The 17,606-nt window shown below is 58.7% G+C and carries 16 protein-coding genes; 10 read left to right on the top strand and 6 right to left on the bottom strand.

Annotated features, from left to right (window positions below; translation table 11 throughout):
- Nucleotides 1-82 precede the first annotated feature (82 nt).
- From QSJ80_RS05865 to QSJ80_RS05890, 6 genes are all read left to right on the top strand, one after another.
- On the top strand, nucleotides 83-340 hold the full coding sequence (locus QSJ80_RS05865) for a hypothetical protein (RefSeq protein WP_285763450.1): 258 nt from the start codon (nucleotides 83-85) through the stop codon (nucleotides 338-340).
- A gap of 138 nt (nucleotides 341-478) precedes the next feature.
- Nucleotides 479-1,762, top strand: coding sequence for a serine hydrolase domain-containing protein (locus tag QSJ80_RS05870; RefSeq protein WP_285763452.1), 1,284 nt, complete (start codon nucleotides 479-481; stop codon nucleotides 1,760-1,762).
- Between the two features lie 110 nt (nucleotides 1,763-1,872).
- Complete coding sequence (locus tag QSJ80_RS05875) at nucleotides 1,873-3,000, top strand: carbon-nitrogen hydrolase family protein (RefSeq protein ID WP_285763454.1); 1,128 nt, start codon at nucleotides 1,873-1,875, stop codon at nucleotides 2,998-3,000.
- Between the two features lie 4 nt (nucleotides 3,001-3,004).
- Nucleotides 3,005-4,381 (top strand): flavin monoamine oxidase family protein, encoded by a 1,377-nt coding sequence (locus QSJ80_RS05880; RefSeq protein ID WP_285763455.1) that lies wholly within the window; start codon nucleotides 3,005-3,007, stop codon nucleotides 4,379-4,381.
- Nucleotides 4,374-5,573: a C69 family dipeptidase gene (locus QSJ80_RS05885; RefSeq protein WP_285763456.1), complete on the top strand. Its 1,200-nt coding sequence runs from the start codon at nucleotides 4,374-4,376 to the stop codon at nucleotides 5,571-5,573. Before QSJ80_RS05880 ends, QSJ80_RS05885 begins: the two co-directional genes overlap by 8 nt.
- An 85-nt stretch (nucleotides 5,574-5,658) precedes the next feature.
- On the top strand, nucleotides 5,659-6,768 hold the full coding sequence (locus tag QSJ80_RS05890) for a hypothetical protein (RefSeq protein ID WP_285763458.1): 1,110 nt from the start codon (nucleotides 5,659-5,661) through the stop codon (nucleotides 6,766-6,768).
- A 69-nt stretch (nucleotides 6,769-6,837) separates the two neighbouring features.
- Here QSJ80_RS05890 and QSJ80_RS05895 read toward each other — a convergent pair whose 3' ends face one another.
- Entirely contained in the window at nucleotides 6,838-8,904 is a 2,067-nt protein-coding gene (locus tag QSJ80_RS05895) for an OPT family oligopeptide transporter (protein WP_285763459.1), read from the bottom strand.
- 208 nt (nucleotides 8,905-9,112) lie between these two features.
- On the opposite strand from QSJ80_RS05895, the gene trxA reads away from it, so the two are divergent.
- Complete coding sequence (trxA, locus tag QSJ80_RS05900; protein ID WP_285763461.1) at nucleotides 9,113-9,967, top strand: thioredoxin; 855 nt, start codon at nucleotides 9,113-9,115, stop codon at nucleotides 9,965-9,967.
- A 41-nt stretch (nucleotides 9,968-10,008) separates the two neighbouring features.
- On the opposite strand, the gene QSJ80_RS05905 is transcribed toward trxA, so the two are convergent.
- From QSJ80_RS05905 to QSJ80_RS05915, 3 genes are read right to left on the bottom strand one after another with little or no spacing between them, the layout of a single operon-like run.
- Nucleotides 10,009-11,142 (bottom strand): ABC transporter permease, encoded by a 1,134-nt coding sequence (locus QSJ80_RS05905; RefSeq protein ID WP_285763463.1) that lies wholly within the window; start codon nucleotides 11,140-11,142, stop codon nucleotides 10,009-10,011.
- A complete protein-coding gene (locus tag QSJ80_RS05910; protein ID WP_285763464.1) occupies nucleotides 11,135-12,058 on the bottom strand; it encodes an ABC transporter ATP-binding protein in 924 nt (307 codons plus the stop codon). Before QSJ80_RS05910 ends, QSJ80_RS05905 begins: the two co-directional genes overlap by 8 nt.
- Entirely contained in the window at nucleotides 12,051-13,028 is a 978-nt protein-coding gene (locus QSJ80_RS05915; RefSeq protein ID WP_285763465.1) for an HlyD family secretion protein, read from the bottom strand. Before QSJ80_RS05915 ends, QSJ80_RS05910 begins: the two co-directional genes overlap by 8 nt.
- Nucleotides 13,029-13,171: 143 nt before the next feature.
- Between QSJ80_RS05915 and QSJ80_RS05920 the strand changes: the two genes are divergently transcribed.
- The 3 genes from QSJ80_RS05920 to QSJ80_RS05930 all read left to right on the top strand — a co-directional run bounded on the left by QSJ80_RS05920 (nucleotide 13,172) and on the right by QSJ80_RS05930 (nucleotide 15,585).
- On the top strand, nucleotides 13,172-13,480 hold the full coding sequence (locus tag QSJ80_RS05920) for a YqfO family protein (protein ID WP_285763466.1): 309 nt from the start codon (nucleotides 13,172-13,174) through the stop codon (nucleotides 13,478-13,480).
- Between the two features lie 99 nt (nucleotides 13,481-13,579).
- Nucleotides 13,580-15,193 carry a S41 family peptidase gene (locus QSJ80_RS05925; protein ID WP_285763467.1) on the top strand — a complete coding sequence of 538 codons (1,614 nt, stop codon included), beginning with the start codon at nucleotides 13,580-13,582 and terminating at the stop codon, nucleotides 15,191-15,193.
- Entirely contained in the window at nucleotides 15,193-15,585 is a 393-nt protein-coding gene (locus QSJ80_RS05930) for a hypothetical protein (protein WP_285763468.1), read from the top strand. The genes QSJ80_RS05925 and QSJ80_RS05930 overlap by 1 nt, the downstream gene beginning before the upstream one ends.
- Nucleotides 15,586-15,646: 61 nt before the next feature.
- Here QSJ80_RS05930 and QSJ80_RS05935 read toward each other — a convergent pair whose 3' ends face one another.
- Nucleotides 15,647-16,879, bottom strand: a complete 1,233-nt coding sequence (locus tag QSJ80_RS05935) for a DUF819 family protein (protein ID WP_285763470.1) — start codon at nucleotides 16,877-16,879, stop codon at nucleotides 15,647-15,649.
- Nucleotides 16,880-17,010: 131 nt separating this feature from the next.
- On the bottom strand, nucleotides 17,011-17,586 hold the full coding sequence (locus tag QSJ80_RS05940; RefSeq protein WP_285763472.1) for an NUDIX hydrolase: 576 nt from the start codon (nucleotides 17,584-17,586) through the stop codon (nucleotides 17,011-17,013).
- Nucleotides 17,587-17,606 lie beyond the last annotated feature (20 nt).

Genomic DNA, 17,606 nt, shown 5'->3' on the forward strand with positions numbered 1-17,606 from the left:
GCGTCAGCTTTGCTGTCTTGCTACGCACAATGGTACCGATTGGCTCGAGGTGTGGGCCGCGGGACCACCGGGAGAAGTGTTTATGACGGAATTTCTGTTTTACTCGCTGGTTGCGTCTGTCGTCCTGACAGTGCTGATCAACCTGTTGCCGATGCTGTTTCCGCGCACCGCGAGGAAGGCGCAGGAAAAAATGGAGGAAAGTGCCCGGCGTGCCATCGAGCGCCGGGAGGCGGGCGACGAGCCAAAAATAAAGGTCTTCTTTCCGTGGAAGGCCATGCTGATTGCCTCCATCGTGCTGACCGTGCTGGTAAACCTGATCGGGTATCTGGCCCGGGGGTAAGCGCGTGAAAAAAGGCTATTTCTGACTAAAAAACACACAGGCCTGCGACCGATAGGAGCTAACTTGTTGCGCGATATTTAGTATCTACCCTGAGACCCGGTAAAGTAACCGACAGTCCTAATACAAGAAGAACCCGATATGTCCAGACATTACTCCCGTCCTTTTCTGACCATGCTGACTACCGCTTGCGCGACGGCACTCCTGACTATCTGCAGCCCGGTGCTGGCTCTGGACCTGGATAAGGCGTTACGGGACGTGGCGAGCAAGAACCGCCTGGTCGGCATGTCTGCGGTGGTCGTTGCCGACGGCAGCGCCGACAGTGTTTTCCATTACGGCTTTTCCGACCTGGATCAGCAGAGGCCGGTCAATGACCGGACGATGTACCGCATTGCTTCCATCTCCAAGATGGCGACGGCGGTCGCGGTCATGAAACTGTATGAAGCCGGCAAGATTGACCTGGATCGCGACGTCAGCGATTACCTGGGCTTCAGCCTCAGGCATCCGGAGTTTGCCGGGGTACCGATCACGGCCAAAATGCTGCTGTCGCACACATCGGGCCTGCGTGACGGCAAGGGTTATTTTGATTTTTCTTCCGGGGCACTGACCCCGGAATCTCCGTTCGGCATCCGCACACTGTTGCAGGAAAGCGGTAAATATTTCACTGCGGACATGTGGGGCAGTGAGCAACCCGGGCCATTCTTTACCTATGCAAATGTAAATTCCGGTGTGCTGGGGACCCTGGTCGAAAAGGTCAGTGGCCAGCGCTTCGACTTGTTTGTGAAGCAGGAAATTCTGGAACCACTGGGAATGGACGGCGGTTTTAACGTATACGAAATAGAGGGCATTGAAAATCTGGCGGTTCTCTATCGCGCTTCCGAGCCGCAGGCGGACCGGTTCGCCGGAGGGCACCCGGCCAGGGATTTCAGTGCTTATCGCCCGGGGCACAACGGCTTGCTGTTTGGGCCGCAGGGGAGTCTCAGGACTTCGGCGGTATCGCTTGTGCGGTTTATGAAGATGTTGATGAACGGGGGCGAGTACGACGGGGTGAGGATACTCAAGCCCGAAACCGTTGCGCTGATGGATGGCGCGGTATGGACATTCAATGGCAAAAACGGCGACAGCTACCATAACCTGTTCCATGAGTGGGGCCTTGGCCCGCATCGAATCACCGGGCAGAAGGGCGGGGACCGAATCTTCGGCAACCTGCCGATGGTCGGCCATGCCGGCGAGGCGTATGGCCTGATCTCGGATATGTATTTCAACCGGGAGAAAGGGGTCGGAGTGGTGTTTATCACCAACGGCCTGCTGGACAGTGGCACCTTTGAATACGGCGAAGACAGTGCCTTCTATGCGCCGGAAGAGGAAACCTTTAAAGTAGTGGAAAAATACCTGAATCTTTCCTCGCGTACGCCCCGGAAGTAGTGGGCGGCATGGCAGTCGGCAACAGGTGCGGGGGATGAACGCGACGAGCTATAGGTTAGGCTGTGCGGCAAAGCACAGGATACTAGCCGCGATAACGAGAATAACAGCGCATGCTCAAGACCTTGCTCTCCTGGTCCCTGAAACTGGCACTCGTTGCCATTGCGATTACCTGGTTTCCCTACACTGCCGAGCCCCCGCGCTGGCAGACACCGCGACTCGAGGCCCTGAATAGCGCGAGCAGCGGCCCGGCGAACCTCCTTTCCGTACAGCCATACCTCGTTCCCGGGGATTATGTTACCCCGCAAAACCTGTATACCAGGCTGCAGGGGTACCTGCAGGCCGCAAGGCGCGAAGGTTGGCTGACCGCCCAGACCATCGCGGTATTCCCTGAGCACATCGGTACCTGGCTGGTGGCGGCTGGCGGGGGCGTTTATGCCAATCATGCACCGAGCACCACTCTGGCCATGCCGCCAATCATCCTCAAACACCCTTTGCGGTTTGCGAAATACCTGCTGGCAGCGGATGAGCAGGATCCGCTCGCGGCGGCTGTCTTTCGTAGTCGGGCAGGTGAAATGGCCGCGCTTTACCAGTCGACATTCCAAACGCTGGCACGGGAATTCGGGATCACTATCGTCGGCGGCTCCATTGCGCTGCCGGCCCCACGTATCCAGAGTGGTTCGATCGTGGTGGGCGAAGGACCAATTTTCAACAGTAGTTTTCTTTTTTTCGCCGATGGCCGCATTGCCGGGCCCTCACTGAAACAGTTCCCGATTACATCGGAACTGCCGTTTACCGCGGCGGCGGCTGGTCCGGTACCGGTATACCAGACTCCAGCCGGCCTCCTGTCCGTATTGATCTGTGCAGATAGCTGGTATCCGCAGGTGTGGGAGGAGGTACGACGCAGTGGCGCAGAGCTGGTAGCAGTGCCGTCGTTCTCGGCCCCGGACAATCTGTGGCGACAGCCATGGCAGGGTTATAACGGTGCGGCGGCACCTGCCGACGTCAACCCGGCGCACGTGGGTACCCTCACCGAGGGGGAAGCGTGGCTGAAATATGCATTTGCCGGTCGCAGCGCCGGTATTCATGCGGGCATGAATACGTTCTTGCGTGGCGATCTCTGGGATCTGGGTGACGATGGCATCACCACCGCCGTGCTGAATGGGCGCGTGGTACAGGGGCAGCCCCATGATGGTCCGGTGCTATCGTCGCTATGGTTTGATCCGCGGGGAGGGCGCTAGCGTAATGAAAAAAGTACAGGTTGCTGTTATCGGTGCGGGTATTTCAGGTCTCTACGCTGCCAGGCTGCTACAGGCCGACTATTCCGTCGCGGTACTGGAGGCGCGACAGCGGGTGGGCGGACGCCTTTTGAATCACCGCTTCGAAAATGGAGACAGTGTCGATGTGGGGGGGCAGTGGGTCGGCCCCGGGCAGGACAGGATGTACCGCTTGATCGAGTCCCTGGGGATGCGGACCTTCCCGTTATATGACAGCGGTAAAAACCTGCTGCGCCTGAACGGGAGGCTGCGGCCATACAGTGGCACCATTCCAAGGTTAAACCCGGTGGTGCTGGCAGACATTGGCCAGTTGATGACGCGGCTTGAGCGCATGGCGGACACGCTGGATGCCGCTGCGCCGTGGCGGCACCCGGACGCAAGAAAGTGGGATGCGATGACCCTGGACAGCTGGGTTCGCAAGGCAGCCTGGACGCGGCAGGCACGTGCCATTATGGAAATTGCCGTGGGTGCGGTGTTCGCCGGTGATGCCTCCGACTTTTCCCTGCTGCACGCGCTGTTCTACATCCGCTCGGGGCATTCCCTGCAGACCTTGCTGGCAGTGACCGGTGGTGCGCAGCAGGACCGGGTCCACGGCGGTACCCAGGCCGTGTGCGAGAATATGGCACAGTCGCTCGGCAGTGCGGTACTGCAGGATACGGCGGTGCAAAGGGTAACTGAGTCTGCCGACGGTCTGGTAATCGAGCACGCCCGTGGGCGCGTGCACTGTGAACGCCTGATTATCGCAACGCCGCCGAACCAGACATTGCGCATTGCCTTCGAGCCGGCTTTGCCGGGCTGGCGTGACCAGTTGTTGCAGCGTATGCCGGCCGGCAATGTGACCAAGTGTATAGCTCGCTATGAGACGCCTTTCTGGCGCGATGCCGGACTGTCCGGGCAGGGTACGGGCCCCGGCGAAGTGGCCCAGGCTACCTTTGACAACTCCGAGCCCGGCAAGCGCTCGGGTTTGCTGATGACCCTGCTCGACGGCGGTAATGCCCGGCGTCTGGCGGCAATGGATGCTGAAGACCGGCGGGCAGCGGTGCTGCAGAGCTTTGCCAACTACTTTGGTGAGCGCGCGCAGACACCGCTTGAATATGTGGAAAAGGACTGGAGTGCCGATGAGTGGGCCCGTGGCGGCTACGCCGCGCATATGACCACCGGTAGCTGGACAGGGAATGGGCGGTTACTGAGGAGCGCGAACGGTCGGATACACTGGGCTGGAACAGAAACCGCGCGCGAATGGTACGGCTATATGGAAGGCGGCCTGGAAGCTGCCGAGCGTGCCGCAGGCGAAGTGCGCGAACTGCTGCAACCAAATCGGGCAAAGGAGAATGCTCATGTGTGACAGTTTTGCCATCCGCCGGGATGGTGCGGTCTGGCTGGCCAAGAACAGTGATCGGGATCCGCTCGAGGCACAGCGGGTTGAATGGCACCCGCCGGCAAAAGAAACCAGCCCTGGCTCGATGATGACGACCTGGACCCAGGTGCCTCAGGTAGCCCGGCGTTATGGCTGCGTCATCAGCCGCCCCGCCTGGATCTGGGGTGCGGAGATGGGGGTCAATGAATGCGGGGTAGCGATCGCCAACGAAGCTATTTTCTCCAGGAGTGTGTTGCAAAATGGTGCCGGTCTTCTGGGTATGGACCTGGTCCGGCTTGGATTGGAGCGCGGCGACAGTGCAGAATCCGCGCTTAGCGTTATCTGCGAGCTGCTGGAAGAGTTTGGCCAGGGTGGCCCGGCCGGCTACGAAAACCGGAACTTTCGCTACGACAGCAGTTTCCTGATAGCAGATCGTGACCACATCTGGAAGCTGGAGACAGCGGGCCGGGAATGGGTGGCAAAGCGCATCTCCGCGGCCGACAGCATTTCCAATGGCCTGACCATTGAAGAGGACTATGACAGGGCATGCCCGGTCACGAGTGGCAGGCCGGTGAATTTTGCCTCCCGCAACGACTCCAGGCTGATGCCGTTTTTTGGCAAGGTGGCCAGGCGACGGGCGCAGAGCCTGGAGCGTGCATGGGGACTGGCGCAGGCAGAAACCCCCGGCTTTGCCGACTTTGCTGCGGTGCTGCGCAGTCATGCCGGTACCGGACCCGGTGGCAATGCCGATCTCTGTATGCATGCCGGCACTGGCCTTGGCCGGGTATGGCGCCCCTCTGAAACAACCTGCGCAATGATTGTGCGCCTGGACGCGAAGGGGCCACGCATGGCCTTTACCGGTACCGCACAAACCTGCAATAGCCTGTTCCGGCCGATGGGGTTCTCCAACGGTTGGCAGTTGCAGCAGCCGGATCTGTGGGAGACCTATCGCGGCCAGGTGCTGAACCGATTGCAGGGGCTGGACCGGGAGTTGCTCAAGCAGTGGAAGGCCCGGCTTATGGAAGTAGAGGGGCAGGTCTTCGCCGCTATCGAGGCCGGCGACGGGGCCGCCGCGAATCGCCTGGTGCAATCCCTGCATGATTCGCGTTACCATCTGCCGCCATTGTCGGCCGAGCAGCCGCTGGCTACGGAAGAGAAAAGAGCAGAAGGTGTCGCGTGAATCCCGGGTCAATGCTGTATGGTACAAACTGGTGTAGTGTGGCCAGGCTTCATAAAACTCTGGTTCAAACCGCCCGGGCTGTCGGGTGAAAGTCATATTACATGCCGGTATTCACAAGACCGGAACTTCTGCGATCCAAAAGGCGCTGGGGCGATCTTCGCGCTGGCTGAATCTATTCGGGTATACCTACCCTGTATTCAGCGACAGCAAAAACCCACGGATTTACAACCACTCGCGCTGCTTCCTTACGCTTTTCAAATCGAACCCTGCGCTCGTACCCAATAATTTAATTCGTGGATTTGATGGGGAATCCGCCGCGAACAGGCTGCGGGCCCTGTTTGAACAGCAGTTAAGGGAATACGCCCGCAAAGCCTCTACGCTGGTTATGTCCGGAGAGGCGTTGTGCATATTATCGACCGAGGAGCTTCGTGCGCTTCGTGCCTGGTTTGTTGAGGAACTGGGTGCGACTTCGTTTGAAGTGATTTATTTTGCCCGCGAGCATGAAGCCTACATTGCGAGTGCCATCCAGCAATCCGTAAAGGGGGGTGGAAGCCTCGAGGAACGGACGGCAGTCACTACCGGGTTTGCTGAGCACCTCTATAAGAAATCTCTGGCTGCAGGCTTGTCGGTGTTCGACAGAGACGAAATCAGGATCCTGAGCTTTCACGATGCCTGCGCATATCCCGATGGATTGGTTAAATATTTTATAAAGACGGTATTAACCGGACTCTACTGGTGGCCATTCAAAGATGTGCGTGCAAATGAGTCGGTTTGCCTCGAGGCGCTCGAGATCATTTCTGCTATCAACGAGACCTACCCGCGTATTGTCGAGGGGCGGAGTTCCCCTGATCGTAAAATGGGTGATGTAAAGGCCTTGTTTGAGGTCACTGGTACCCCGCTGGCCTGTGACTTCAGTCAAAAAAGCAGGCAGGCGTTTGCGGTCGATGCGGCTTGGCTGGAATCCGAGTTTGGGGTTCGTTTGCCTGAAAAAAACACGGTTCCCATAAAGCGAGGTGCCTGGAGTTTGCCAACAATTGAACAAGTTGGTTCACTGATCGAACAACTCCCGCCACACCTGCAATCAGTGAGCCTGAAATTTTTCCGGGATACGCTGATTTCCCGGTTCCGTGATGACGAGGCACGCCGGATCGCGATCGAACGCCTACTCCAGATGCATGTTGCTGTGCCGGCTTAACCGCACTGTTACAGTTGAAAATTCTTTTTAGTTGGAAAGTCTGAGTAATATATCAGGCTGTCGCTATCCTTAATCATCCCCTGCGCTTTTTGTCTTACGATACTGGTAAGCAATCGCTACCAATAGTGCAACCACGCCCAGAATGCTGCTCCAGCCACCGAGGTTGGTAAGTGGCAGGTTCAGTCCATGAGAAAAGCCCCATCCCGCTAACGCCGCCACGACCACGCCCATCAAGGCTTCGCCGGTGATCAAGCCGGAGGCGACCAGCAACCCGGTCTGTTCCTGCTTTTTGCGCTGCTTTTCGTGTAGGTTGGATGAGTGCCTGTCGATGTAATAGGCGATCAGTCCACCGATGAAAATCGGCACTGAAAGGCCGAGCGGCAGGTAGATGCCCACCGCGACGGCCAGTACCGGAAAACGGAAATGCGAGCCCCGTGATTCCTGCACCTTGTCCAGGATAATCAGGACAATCGCCAGCGCGAACCCCATAAAGATAAAGTTCCATTCAATGCCGTCACCGAAGATGCCGGTCGCGAGCGCCTGCATCAGGCCCGCTTGCGGAGCGGACAGTGGTTGCGCGCCGGGGTTGATCGGACTGGGCCGGCCAATACCATAGCCGTGGTCCAGGATTTCCAGTACCACGGGTATGACCAGCGCCGCGCCGATTACGCCGACCACCTGCATCACCTGTTGTCGCCAGGGGGTGGCACCGAGGATATGTCCGCACTTCAGGTCTTGCATATTGTCGCCGGCAATGGCCGCAGCCGAACAGATCAGCCCGGCGAGGAAGATTACTGCGATGGGACCGAGGGTCGCGGCCTGACCGGTGCTGCCCATCAGCTGTAACAGGATCAGGGCGGAAAAAATTACCGTAGCAATGGTGATGCCGGAAACCGGGTTGTTGGAGCTGCCCACCAGGCCTGCCATATAGCCCGCGACCGACGCGAAGATAAAGCCGAATACCAGCATCAGGATGGTCATGACCGATGCAATCATAACCCGGTCCGGGTAATCCCCGAGGGCGTGTAGGAAAATCAGGAAAAGTGGTATGGTCGCCAGCAGTGCCACGATACCGACGTAGATGATCGGTGTATCGAAGTCGGTTCTCGGTACGCCACCGTTGCCGACGACCCGGGACTCCCGGTAGGCGTGCAAGCTGGCCTTTACACCGGTAACCAGGGGTTTCGCCAGGCTGATCAGGGACCAGACACCGCCGACCATCATGGCACCGACGCCCACGCGGCGCACATCCTGCCAGGCCTGTCCGGCAACCGCTGCCCACTGGTGTGAGTCGAGACTGTCGAGTGACATGCCAGGGTCTATGCCCGCTTTAGTCATGATCTCCGCACCGTTGAACAGCCAGTTGAGTGGCACACCAATGACGGTGCCAATCACTCCACCGAGGAAAACCAGCAGGGCGATGTTGAGCCCGACGATATAGCCGACACCGACCAGGGCAGGGGAGAGGTTGATGGAACCCATGGCCAGGTATTTCCCGCCGAGGAATGCCTTCACCCCGGCAACAGAGCCTGCCAGCCAGCCGAGCCCCGATTCCAGTGCTTTTATCAGGGCGCCGAGCCCGGCCGCCTTGATCAGTACTCGAAAGCCGCGCCTGGCCGCGTCGGCATCTGCGCTTGCCGTATGGTGATCGACGGTTTCTATGCCGCCGGTTTTCAGTACCTCGGCAGTAGCCACGCCCTCGGGGAAACGCAGGCGGGCCTCCACGATCAGGGCGCGGCGCAACGGAATGGTGAATGCCACGCCGAGTATGCCGCCCACCAGGGCGATGGCAACGAGCGGGCCGTATTCGTAACCCGTCCAGGCGCGCATGAGTACCAGGGCCGGTATGGTGAATATGATGCCTGCTGCGAGTGATTCCCCCGCGGAGGCAGCAGTCTGCACCATATTGTTTTCCAGAATGGTGGAGCGCCGGAAAAGACGTAGCAGGCCCATGGAGGCGGCTGCGGCGGGAATGGATGCGGAAACCGTCAGGCCAACCAGCAGGCCGATATAGGCGTTGGCTGCTGCGAGTATCGCCGACAACACGACACCGAGGACAAGCGCCTTGATGGTGATTTCTGCGAGGGATTTGTCTGCAGGGACCAGCGGGGGCGCTAGGCTGTCGCTTTCGGTCATGGTGTCATCTCGCGCTTTTGTGATTATCTGACCTGTATAGCAAGCCGTCGCTGGGCACGCAATTTTCTTTGCTGGTGGAAAATGGGACTTTTGTGCCTTTCACTGGGTTTGATATGGAGCATTGTTGCGCTTCCGCATTGCTTCAGTGGGGCTTGCCGGATGCGTTACAATGCCGCCTTTGAGCCGTGTAGAGAATTAAAGAGGCAGCATGAGCGAGCATATCGTCGACGTAACCATGGAAAACGCGCAGCAGGTCCTGATCGAGGAATCCATGCAGCGCCCGGTGCTGGTGGACTTCTGGGCAGACTGGTGCGCGCCCTGCAAACAGCTGATGCCGGTACTGGAAAAGCTCGCCAATGAATATGCGGGACAGTTCCTGCTTGCCAAGGTCAATGCGGACAACGAACAGATGCTGGCGCAGCAGCTCGGCGTACGCAGCTTGCCTACCGTGCTGCTGCTCAAGGACGGGCAACCGGTCGATGGCTTCGCCGGCGCACAGCCGGAACAGCAGGTGCGGGAGTTGTTGGACAAGTACCTGCCCAAGCCCTGGGACGCACAGTTCAAGGAAGCGCAGGAAAAAATGGTCGCCGGTGACTTTGCCGGGGCGCTCAACCTGTTGCGTCCAGCCTATGCCGATTCCGGTGAGCGGACCGATATTGCCAAACAACTGGCAGCCTGTTATCTCGAGCTGAACCGGGCGGCAGATGCGGAAGAGGTGCTGGGTAAAATCAAGCTTGCCGACCAGGATGCCGATTACGAGCAGCTGATGGCCATGCTCGAGCTGAAGCAGCAGGCCGCCGATTCGCCGGAAATCAAGGCCCTGCAGGAGGCGCTTGAAAGCGAGCCGGAAAATGCCGACGTGGCGTATCGCCTCGCTGTGGCACTGAGCCAGGAAAACCGTCAGGAGGAGGCGCTGGAACTGCTCCTCGGAGTATTGCGCGAGGACCTGGGCTTTGCCGACGGTGGTGCGCGCAATGCCTACACCGATATCCTGAAGACCCTCGGCAGTGGTGACCCACTGGCAATCAGGTACCAGCGCAAACTGATGACGCTTCTGTACTGACTTCTTTGTCTATTGGGACCCTGCCACGCGGCGTTGCGGAGTTAATCGAGTTTTTTGCGAAAACTCTTCAGCGCCTCGATCATGGTGCCGATAAAAAACAGGGCCAGGAATAACATATCGCCTGCAAGGTCACTGAAATCCGCACCGCGCAGGATGATACCGCGCGTAAGGCGGATAAAGTGGGTCATCGGCAGTATTTCTGCGAGATGCTGGGCAAACCGGGGCATGGCCGCATAAGGGAACATAAAGCCGGATAGCAGGATCGATGGCAGCAGGATGAACACCGCCATCTGCATCGCGCCCAGCTGGTTGGGTGCACGGGTGGAAATCAGCAAGCCAAGCCCCAGGTTGGCGAAAATAAACAGCAGGCAGCAAAGCATCAGTAATGTCGGGCTGCCAACCACCGGCAGGTCAAAGAAGAAGCGCCCCAGTAGCAGAATGATCACGACCTGCAGCAGACCGAGCCCGATATAGGGTACCAATTTCCCCAGCATCAGCTCCGGTGTTTTCACCGGAGTGGCAATCAACAGTTCGAGATTGCCCCGCTCCCGCTCGCGCACGATCGCAATCGCTGTAAACATTGTCAGGGTCATAGTCAGGATCACGCCGAGTAACCCGGGCACGGTAAACAGGGCGGCACGCTGTTCCGGGTTGTAAAGCAGGTCCACCGTGATGTTCTTGGCGAGCTGGCGCGGCGAGGGTGGCTGTGACGGGTCGAAGGGAAAGTCGCTGAGGCCTTTCAGGGCGCTGGCGAGAATCGTGTCTGACCCATCCACGACCAGCTGCGCAATGGGTTCCTGGTTATCGTTGTAAAATCGTTTCTCTACATCCCGCGGTACGATCAGGGCAGCGCTTACCTTGCCGGCGCGTACCCAGTCTGTGGCTTGCTGCGGCGTTTCCAGGTGGGTGTGTACCTTGATTACCTGGGAGGCCTGCAGGTCCTCGATCAGCTGGCGCGAGAAAAAGTTGTCCCGCTGGTCCACCACGGCCACCGGCACGTTACGGACATCGGTATTGATGGTATAGCCGAATAGCAGTAACTGAATCAGCGGAATGGCGACCACCATGGCAAACGTCAGGCGGTCACGGCGCAACTGGATCAGTTCCTTAACGCAGATCGCCATGACCCGGCGTAGTGACGCGCTGGCGCTGCGCAGTATGCCGTTGCTATGCATCGGAAGTATCCATCGTCGCAGCGACAAATACATCTTCAATGGCGGCTTCTATCTGCGCCAGTTGATATTGGTTACCAACCCTGCTGCGCACATAGCCAACCGGGTCCCCTACATTCCGGTCAACCAGTACCCGCAGAGACAGGCCACTCTGGGTTGCTGCCAGGATCTGCCCGTCATCTGACAGGGAGTCTGCGAGCCCTGAAACATCGGCGCCATGAATATTCACGACTGACTGGGGCAGGCGCTGCTTGAGTTCGTCGGTGGTTCCGTCTGCGACTTTTTCGCCCTGGTTGAGGATTGTCAGCCGATGACAGCGCTCCGCCTCATCCATCAGGTGGGTAGAGACCAGGATGGAAGTGCCTTCTGCGGCGAGTCGGAAAAAGCGGCTCCACATGTCCCGGCGTGTGTTGGGATCGACTTCGGAAGTGGGCTCATCCAGCATCAGCAGCTGCGGTTGTGTCAGGACAGCACCGGCCAGTGACAGACGCCGCTTCTGTCCGCCGCTGAGATCACCCGCAAGGCGACCGGTAATCTGGGCAAGGTTGTATTCCCCAAGTACTTCGTCGACGCGCGCTGTGCGCTGCTTCCTTGGCATGCCACGGATGTCGGCCAGAAACATGAGATTCTCTCGGACCGTCATATCCTGGTAGTGGGAAAAGCGCTGGGTCATGTAACCGACCTGGTCGCGGACCTCTTCCGCATATTCGGGAATCTCCAGCCCCAGCACCCTGACGTTGCCTGCGCTGATATCCAGCAGGCCGCACATCATCCGGATTGCGGTGGTTTTTCCGGATCCGTTGGGCCCCAGGAAGCCATGCACCTGCCCGCGCTGGATCTGCATGTCGAGGCCCTGGACCGCGGTGAAGTCGCCGAAGCGTTTGGTCAGTCCCTCAGCTTCTATGACGTATTCAGTCATCGGCGGGCTCGACCTGGACCGGAATGCCGAGCGGCAGCTGCAATGCCCGATCATCGAGTATATCCACCTCCGTCACGAAACTGAGCCGGCTGCGGTTGGACTCTGACAGGGCGAAGTAGGGGGTGAAGGATGCCTGTGCGGAAATAAATCGGATCCTTCCGGCCATGGGTGCCTCCAAACCGTCGACCAGGACCTTTACCTCGCTGCCCACCTGCAGGCGGCTGAGCCAGGGTTCGGGCAGGTATACCCGTGCCCAGGGGTTATCCCCCGCGAGAACAGTGGTCAGCACCGCGCCGGCGGGGGGCTTATCGCCGGTACGAAACGGCAGGCTGTCGAGCCTGCCGGCCCGTTCAGCAAAAATGGTGTAGCGCTCGAGGAGTGCCTGCTGGTACGCGAGTTCTGCCTGCTCTGCTGCGAGTTGTGCGCGCGCCTGCTCCAGCTGTTCGCTGCGGAAACCATTTTGCAGTTCGCTGAGTTGCTCCTGCGCGATCTGTTCGGCGGCAATGGCCGACTTGAACGCGCGTTCGACTTCGTCGGCACGCTGCTGGCTGGTGAGGTTGCTTGGCAGCAGCTTCTGCTGGCGCTGGTGCTCCTTCTCGCGGGTGATACGGTCCTGCCGGGCGGCGCGTAGCTGTGCCTCGGCTGCGGCGACCTGTTCTGAGCGGAACCCGTTTTCCAGCTCCCTGAGTTCCCACTGCGCGCGCTGGACGCTTGCCCGAAGCCGGGTTACCCGTTGCTCCTGTAGCGTACCGTCGAGGCGCAACAGCGGCTGGCCGCTGCTAACCAGGTCTCCTTGCCTGGCAAGGATTTCAAGGATCGGCTCTGAGGCGACCGCGCGGCCGTTGACACGGTCCCATTCCAGGGTGCCCAGGGCCTGCAGCCTCTTCTGCTCACAGCCGGACATCCCGATCAGCAGCGCGGTGATAAGTACAGCCTGTAGCAAGGTGCCGGTTTGTCGCATATCGGGCATTATTTTAGACTGCTTCCCTGAGTCCCTGATGGATCAGTTTGCCATAGATTCTGGATAATCAGGCTCAGAATCAAGAGATGGATAATAGCAACAGACTGATAATAAATAGACAGGTGCAATCCGCCTGTAGAGGAGCGGCTTTCATGCTGGCATTATGCGTATATATCCCGGCGACCCATTTGACCGAGGTCAAACAGGCACTGTTTGAGGCGGGCGCCGGCCGTATCGGCGATTATGACAGCTGCTGCTGGGAGGTGGTGGGACGTGGCCAATTCAGGCCGCGTAATGGTGCCACGCCATTTATCGGAAAGGTGGGGGATATTGAGGCAGTAGACGAATACCGTGTGGAAATGGTGCTGGATGACCAGTACAAAGATGCTGTGGTAGCTGCCTTGCGTGCATCACACCCCTACGAAGAGCCGGCATTTCATATTTGGCGGCTGGAGTCCTAGCCCCCGCAGGAATGTCAATCAGAGGCCTGAACTAGTGGCCTGAAATCTAGTCTCATAAAAAATTCCGGTTCAAATAAACAGAATAAGGAAACGTATCTCATGTCCTGGATCTTTGTCAGGGGAGTAAAGACTGTTATGTCCGTGCTGCTTGCGGTAACCCTCACCGCGTGCGGCGGCGGTGGCGGGGGCAGTAGCGCGGCGCCGGTCGATGATGATGGCAGCCCGCCAGTGGGTAGCAGCGGCTCTACCTGGCAGCCCAACAATTTCCTGCCATCCGAAACCTTTGCCAACCAGTGCGAGGCGCCGCGCGGTGGCGTTGATCCGGCAACCGGCTTATTGTACCCGGATGTTGCCGGCACTGCCCTGGATGAGAAAAACTGGCTGCGCTCCTGGAGCCATGAGCTTTACCTCTGGTACCGCGAGATTGAGGATCGGGATCCGGCGGATTACGGCGTGGAAGAGTATTTCGACCTGCTGGTGACCAACGAGCTGACCGACAGTGGTGCGCGCAAGGATAATTTTCACTTCTATATGCCAACGGACGAGTGGCAGGCCATGTCCCAGTCCGGCGTTTCCGTCGGTTACGGTGTGCAGTGGGCGGTGATCGAATCTCGGCCACCACGGGAGATTCGTGTAGCCTACCGGGAGACCGACGCGATACCCGGGCTGCCGCCCCGTGGTGCCGAGGTTATCGAGGTTAACGGTGTGGATGTCGTCTGGGCCGGCGACCAGGAAAGTGTGAATCAGCTGAATGCCGGTTTCTTCCCTGATAATGCCGGTCAGGTGACCGAGTTTACCGTGCGCTTTACCGATGGCTCCCTCGGTAGTTACAGCCTGGAATCCCGCGAGGTCATTGCCGACCCGGTCCAGCATGTGAAAGTGCTGGAAGCGGATATGGGGCGCCGTGTGGGCTACCTGCTGTTCAACGATCATATCGCCACCGCAGAAAAGGAACTGCGTGATGCGATAGACCAGTTGACCGGCGAATCGATCGACGACCTGGTAATTGACCTGCGCTACAACGGTGGTGGTTACCTGGCGATTGCGAGCCAGCTTGCCTATATGATTGCCGGTAATGTCCCGACAGCGGGCCGTACCTTTGAGCAGCTGCAGTTCAACGACAAGTACAGCGAAGTTAACCCTGTCACCGGGAGGCCGCTGGACCCGATTCCGTTCTATTCCACCACCCTGGGCTTTTCCGAATTGCCTTCCGGGCAACCGCTGCCGAGCCTAGGCATGGCGCGTGTGTATGTTCTGACCGGTGGCAATACCTGTTCCGCCAGTGAGGCGATTATCAATGGCCTGCGCGGCGTCGACATCGAAGTTATCCAGGTCGGCAACAAGACCTGTGGCAAGCCCTATGGTTTTTACCCCACCGATAACTGCGGAACCACCTGGTTTACCATCCAGTTCCAGGGCGTCAACGAGAAGAATTTTGGTGAGTACTCGGATGGCTTCGTGCCGGCGGGAACCGGTTCTGCCGGCGTGCCCGGCTGCGTGGTTGCCGATGACTTCCTGAGCCCGCTGGGTGATCCATCGGAAGCACGTCTCGCTGTGGCACTAAACTATATGGCAACCGGCAGTTGTCAGCTTGCGGCAACGGCCACGGCCAAATCCGCGCCCGCGCGGGTCAACCCCGCCGGGGGCACGCAGGCAGACGCCGAGTTGTTCAAGCCGGCCTGGCGTGAGAACCGGATACTGGAGAGACCTTGATGAAGCCCTGGAAAAAGGCCGCCCTGATGGTCGTTGGCCTGCTCTCTGCCTGCAGTGTTAACCCGGCAGTCAGTGAGGAGGTGCATGCGGTCCTGGTGCAGGGCACGGAAGAGTCACGCGCGGAGCTCCAGCGCGTGGTCTCCGCGGGCATGTACCACAAACCAGTGTTATTGGCAGATAACGCTCTGACCGAAAGCAGCATTCTGGTTGTGACCCCGCGCCCGCTGCTTGATATAGAGCAACGGCCATTGCGCGGCCGCGATCTGACAGTGCCGGTAAAGTTTCGTTTGTGGCGCATAGAAGGCAAGTGCTGGCTGGAACGGATCGATAATAAAAAACGCTGGCTGCTGACGCTGGCGCAATGCGTTCCGGAAGGCAGCATTACCCAATAGCTGCCAATAAAAAAACCGCGCTCTGAGCGCGGTTTTTTTTTGCAACGTGTAACAGTGGTTGTCAGGGCGCTACCACCTGCAGTAACTGGCCACAGAACCAGGCCGCGTAGGTGCCGAGCGCGTACCCCATGACCGCTAGCAGCACGCCCACCGGCGCCAGTGATGGATGGAACGCAGACGCCACTACCGGTGCGGATGCCGCACCACCCACGTTGGCCTGGCTTCCCACCGCCATAAAGAACAGTGGCGCCTTCAATACCTTCAGCATAATCAGCATCAGGCTCGCGTGGATCAGCATCCATATGGCACCCATTACGAAGTAAACCGGGCTGTCCAGAATCGCCTTGATATCCATCTTGGTACCGATGGTCGCCACCAGGAAATAGATAAATACTGTGCCAATCTTCGATGCGCCTGCACCCTCCAGGCTGCGCAGGCGCGTGAAAGACAGTAGCAGCCCGCCAGTGGTGGCAATCACGATCAGCCAGAAGAAGCCGCTGGTAAGGCTGTATTTGGAGCTACCCGGGAAGTTTTCACTGAAGAATGGGGCCAGGATGTCAGCGCCGAAGTGCGCGACACCGGTAATGCCGAATGCGACCGCACAGATATAGAACAGGTCCTGCAGGCTGGGGTTGCGGGAGTGCTTTTTCTGCAATGCTTCCACTTTTTCACGCAGCTCGGTAATGGCCGAGTTATCGGCGCCAATACGGGCGTCGATCTGGTCGCTGGAACGTGACATGAACAGCAGTACCGCCATCCACACATTCGCGACAATCACATCCACGGCAACCATCGCAGAGAAGATCTGGTCGCCGGCACCGAAGATTTCCTTCATGGCTGCCTGATTGGCGCCGCCGCCAATCCAGGAACCGGCAATGGTGGTCATGCCGCGCCAGACTGCATCGGGGCCGGCGCCACCAAAGGTTTCCGGGCTGATGGCCGACATGATCAGCAGCGCGATGGGACCTCCTATGACAATACCGAGGGTACCGGTCAGGAACAGGATCAATGCCTTGGGCCCCAGGTTGACCACGGCCTTCAGGTCGATGCTCAGTGTCAGCAGGATCAACGCCGCCGGCAACAGGTAGCGGGACGCAACGAAATACAGCTGGGATTCTTTCGGGTTGATAATGCCGAAGGTAGTCAACAGCGACGGCAGGAAGTAACACAGCAGCAGTGCCGGGACGAACCGGTAGAAATTGTGGAAGAAACGGTGGGAACTACTGGCGGTGTAGAACACCCCCCCTAGGATCAGGGCAAGCAACCCCAGTTGAACGGCATCGTTGGTAATCATGAATCCGGTCTTGTCGTTATTTTGATCAGTTTGCGGCGGGATTAGTCGCTGTCGCGGCCGCCGATTTGGATGCCAAGATAAAAGGTTTTACGCTCAGTTGCACGGGGGATTTGTGTGCAAAAAGTGCGCAATTATTCCTTGTCGCGTGAACGGGCCCGCAGTTTCTCCCAGTCCTTTTTGTAGATGACGCCCCGATGCAGGCGGTAGTTGCCACTTTTGCGATCTTCGAAGTAAGCGCGCAGGTTCTCGACCATGACCGGAAAAGCCATTTCCGCCCAGGGTATCTCCTCTTCCGAAAACAGCTCTACCTCGGTGGATTCCGGACCGGGGCCAAAGTCTGTGTCGGTCAGGCGACCGAGGTACATCAGGTAGACCTGGTTTATCTCCGGGATATCGTGCACGCAATAGAGGTCGTCTATGGCGACATTGGCGTGGGCCTCTTCCCGGGTTTCCCGCAGTGCGCCTTCCTCGCTGGATTCCCCGTTCTCCATGAAGCCGGCGGGCAGTGTCCAGTAGCCTTTTCGTGGTTCGATCGCCCGCTTGCACAGCAGCACCTTGTCATCCAGGTAGGGCAGGGTACCAACGATGACGCGAGGATTGATGTAGTGCACCATGCCGCAGCTATTGCAGCAGTGGCGTGGGCGGTTGTCATCGGCAGGGACCTTCCATTCAACGGCGTCGCTGCCACAGTGGCTACAGTAGATCATCGGCGCAGTATACCTTCGCA

It is taken from the genome of Biformimicrobium ophioploci, assembly GCF_030270605.1.
Taxonomy (GTDB): Bacteria; Pseudomonadota; Gammaproteobacteria; order Pseudomonadales; family Cellvibrionaceae; genus Biformimicrobium; species Biformimicrobium ophioploci.

Bases quoted from the DNA above. Each gene is read 5' to 3' on its own strand.
- QSJ80_RS05865 (WP_285763450.1), top strand. From the start codon at position 83: ATGACGGAATTTCTGTTTTACTCGCTGGTTGCGTCTGTCGTCCTGACA.
- QSJ80_RS05870 (WP_285763452.1), top strand. From the start codon at position 479: ATGTCCAGACATTACTCCCGTCCTTTTCTGACCATGCTGACTACCGCT.
- QSJ80_RS05875 (WP_285763454.1), top strand. From the start codon at position 1,873: ATGCTCAAGACCTTGCTCTCCTGGTCCCTGAAACTGGCACTCGTTGCC.
- QSJ80_RS05880 (WP_285763455.1), top strand. From the start codon at position 3,005: ATGAAAAAAGTACAGGTTGCTGTTATCGGTGCGGGTATTTCAGGTCTC.
- QSJ80_RS05885 (WP_285763456.1), top strand. From the start codon at position 4,374: ATGTGTGACAGTTTTGCCATCCGCCGGGATGGTGCGGTCTGGCTGGCC.
- QSJ80_RS05895 (WP_285763459.1), bottom strand. From the start codon at position 8,904: ATGACCGAAAGCGACAGCCTAGCGCCCCCGCTGGTCCCTGCAGACAAA.
- trxA (WP_285763461.1), top strand. From the start codon at position 9,113: ATGAGCGAGCATATCGTCGACGTAACCATGGAAAACGCGCAGCAGGTC.
- QSJ80_RS05905 (WP_285763463.1), bottom strand. From the start codon at position 11,142: ATGCATAGCAACGGCATACTGCGCAGCGCCAGCGCGTCACTACGCCGG.
- QSJ80_RS05910 (WP_285763464.1), bottom strand. From the start codon at position 12,058: ATGACTGAATACGTCATAGAAGCTGAGGGACTGACCAAACGCTTCGGC.
- QSJ80_RS05915 (WP_285763465.1), bottom strand. From the start codon at position 13,028: ATGCCCGATATGCGACAAACCGGCACCTTGCTACAGGCTGTACTTATC.
- QSJ80_RS05920 (WP_285763466.1), top strand. From the start codon at position 13,172: ATGCTGGCATTATGCGTATATATCCCGGCGACCCATTTGACCGAGGTC.
- QSJ80_RS05925 (WP_285763467.1), top strand. From the start codon at position 13,580: ATGTCCTGGATCTTTGTCAGGGGAGTAAAGACTGTTATGTCCGTGCTG.
- QSJ80_RS05930 (WP_285763468.1), top strand. From the start codon at position 15,193: ATGAAGCCCTGGAAAAAGGCCGCCCTGATGGTCGTTGGCCTGCTCTCT.
- QSJ80_RS05935 (WP_285763470.1), bottom strand. From the start codon at position 16,879: ATGATTACCAACGATGCCGTTCAACTGGGGTTGCTTGCCCTGATCCTA.
- QSJ80_RS05940 (WP_285763472.1), bottom strand. From the start codon at position 17,586: ATGATCTACTGTAGCCACTGTGGCAGCGACGCCGTTGAATGGAAGGTC.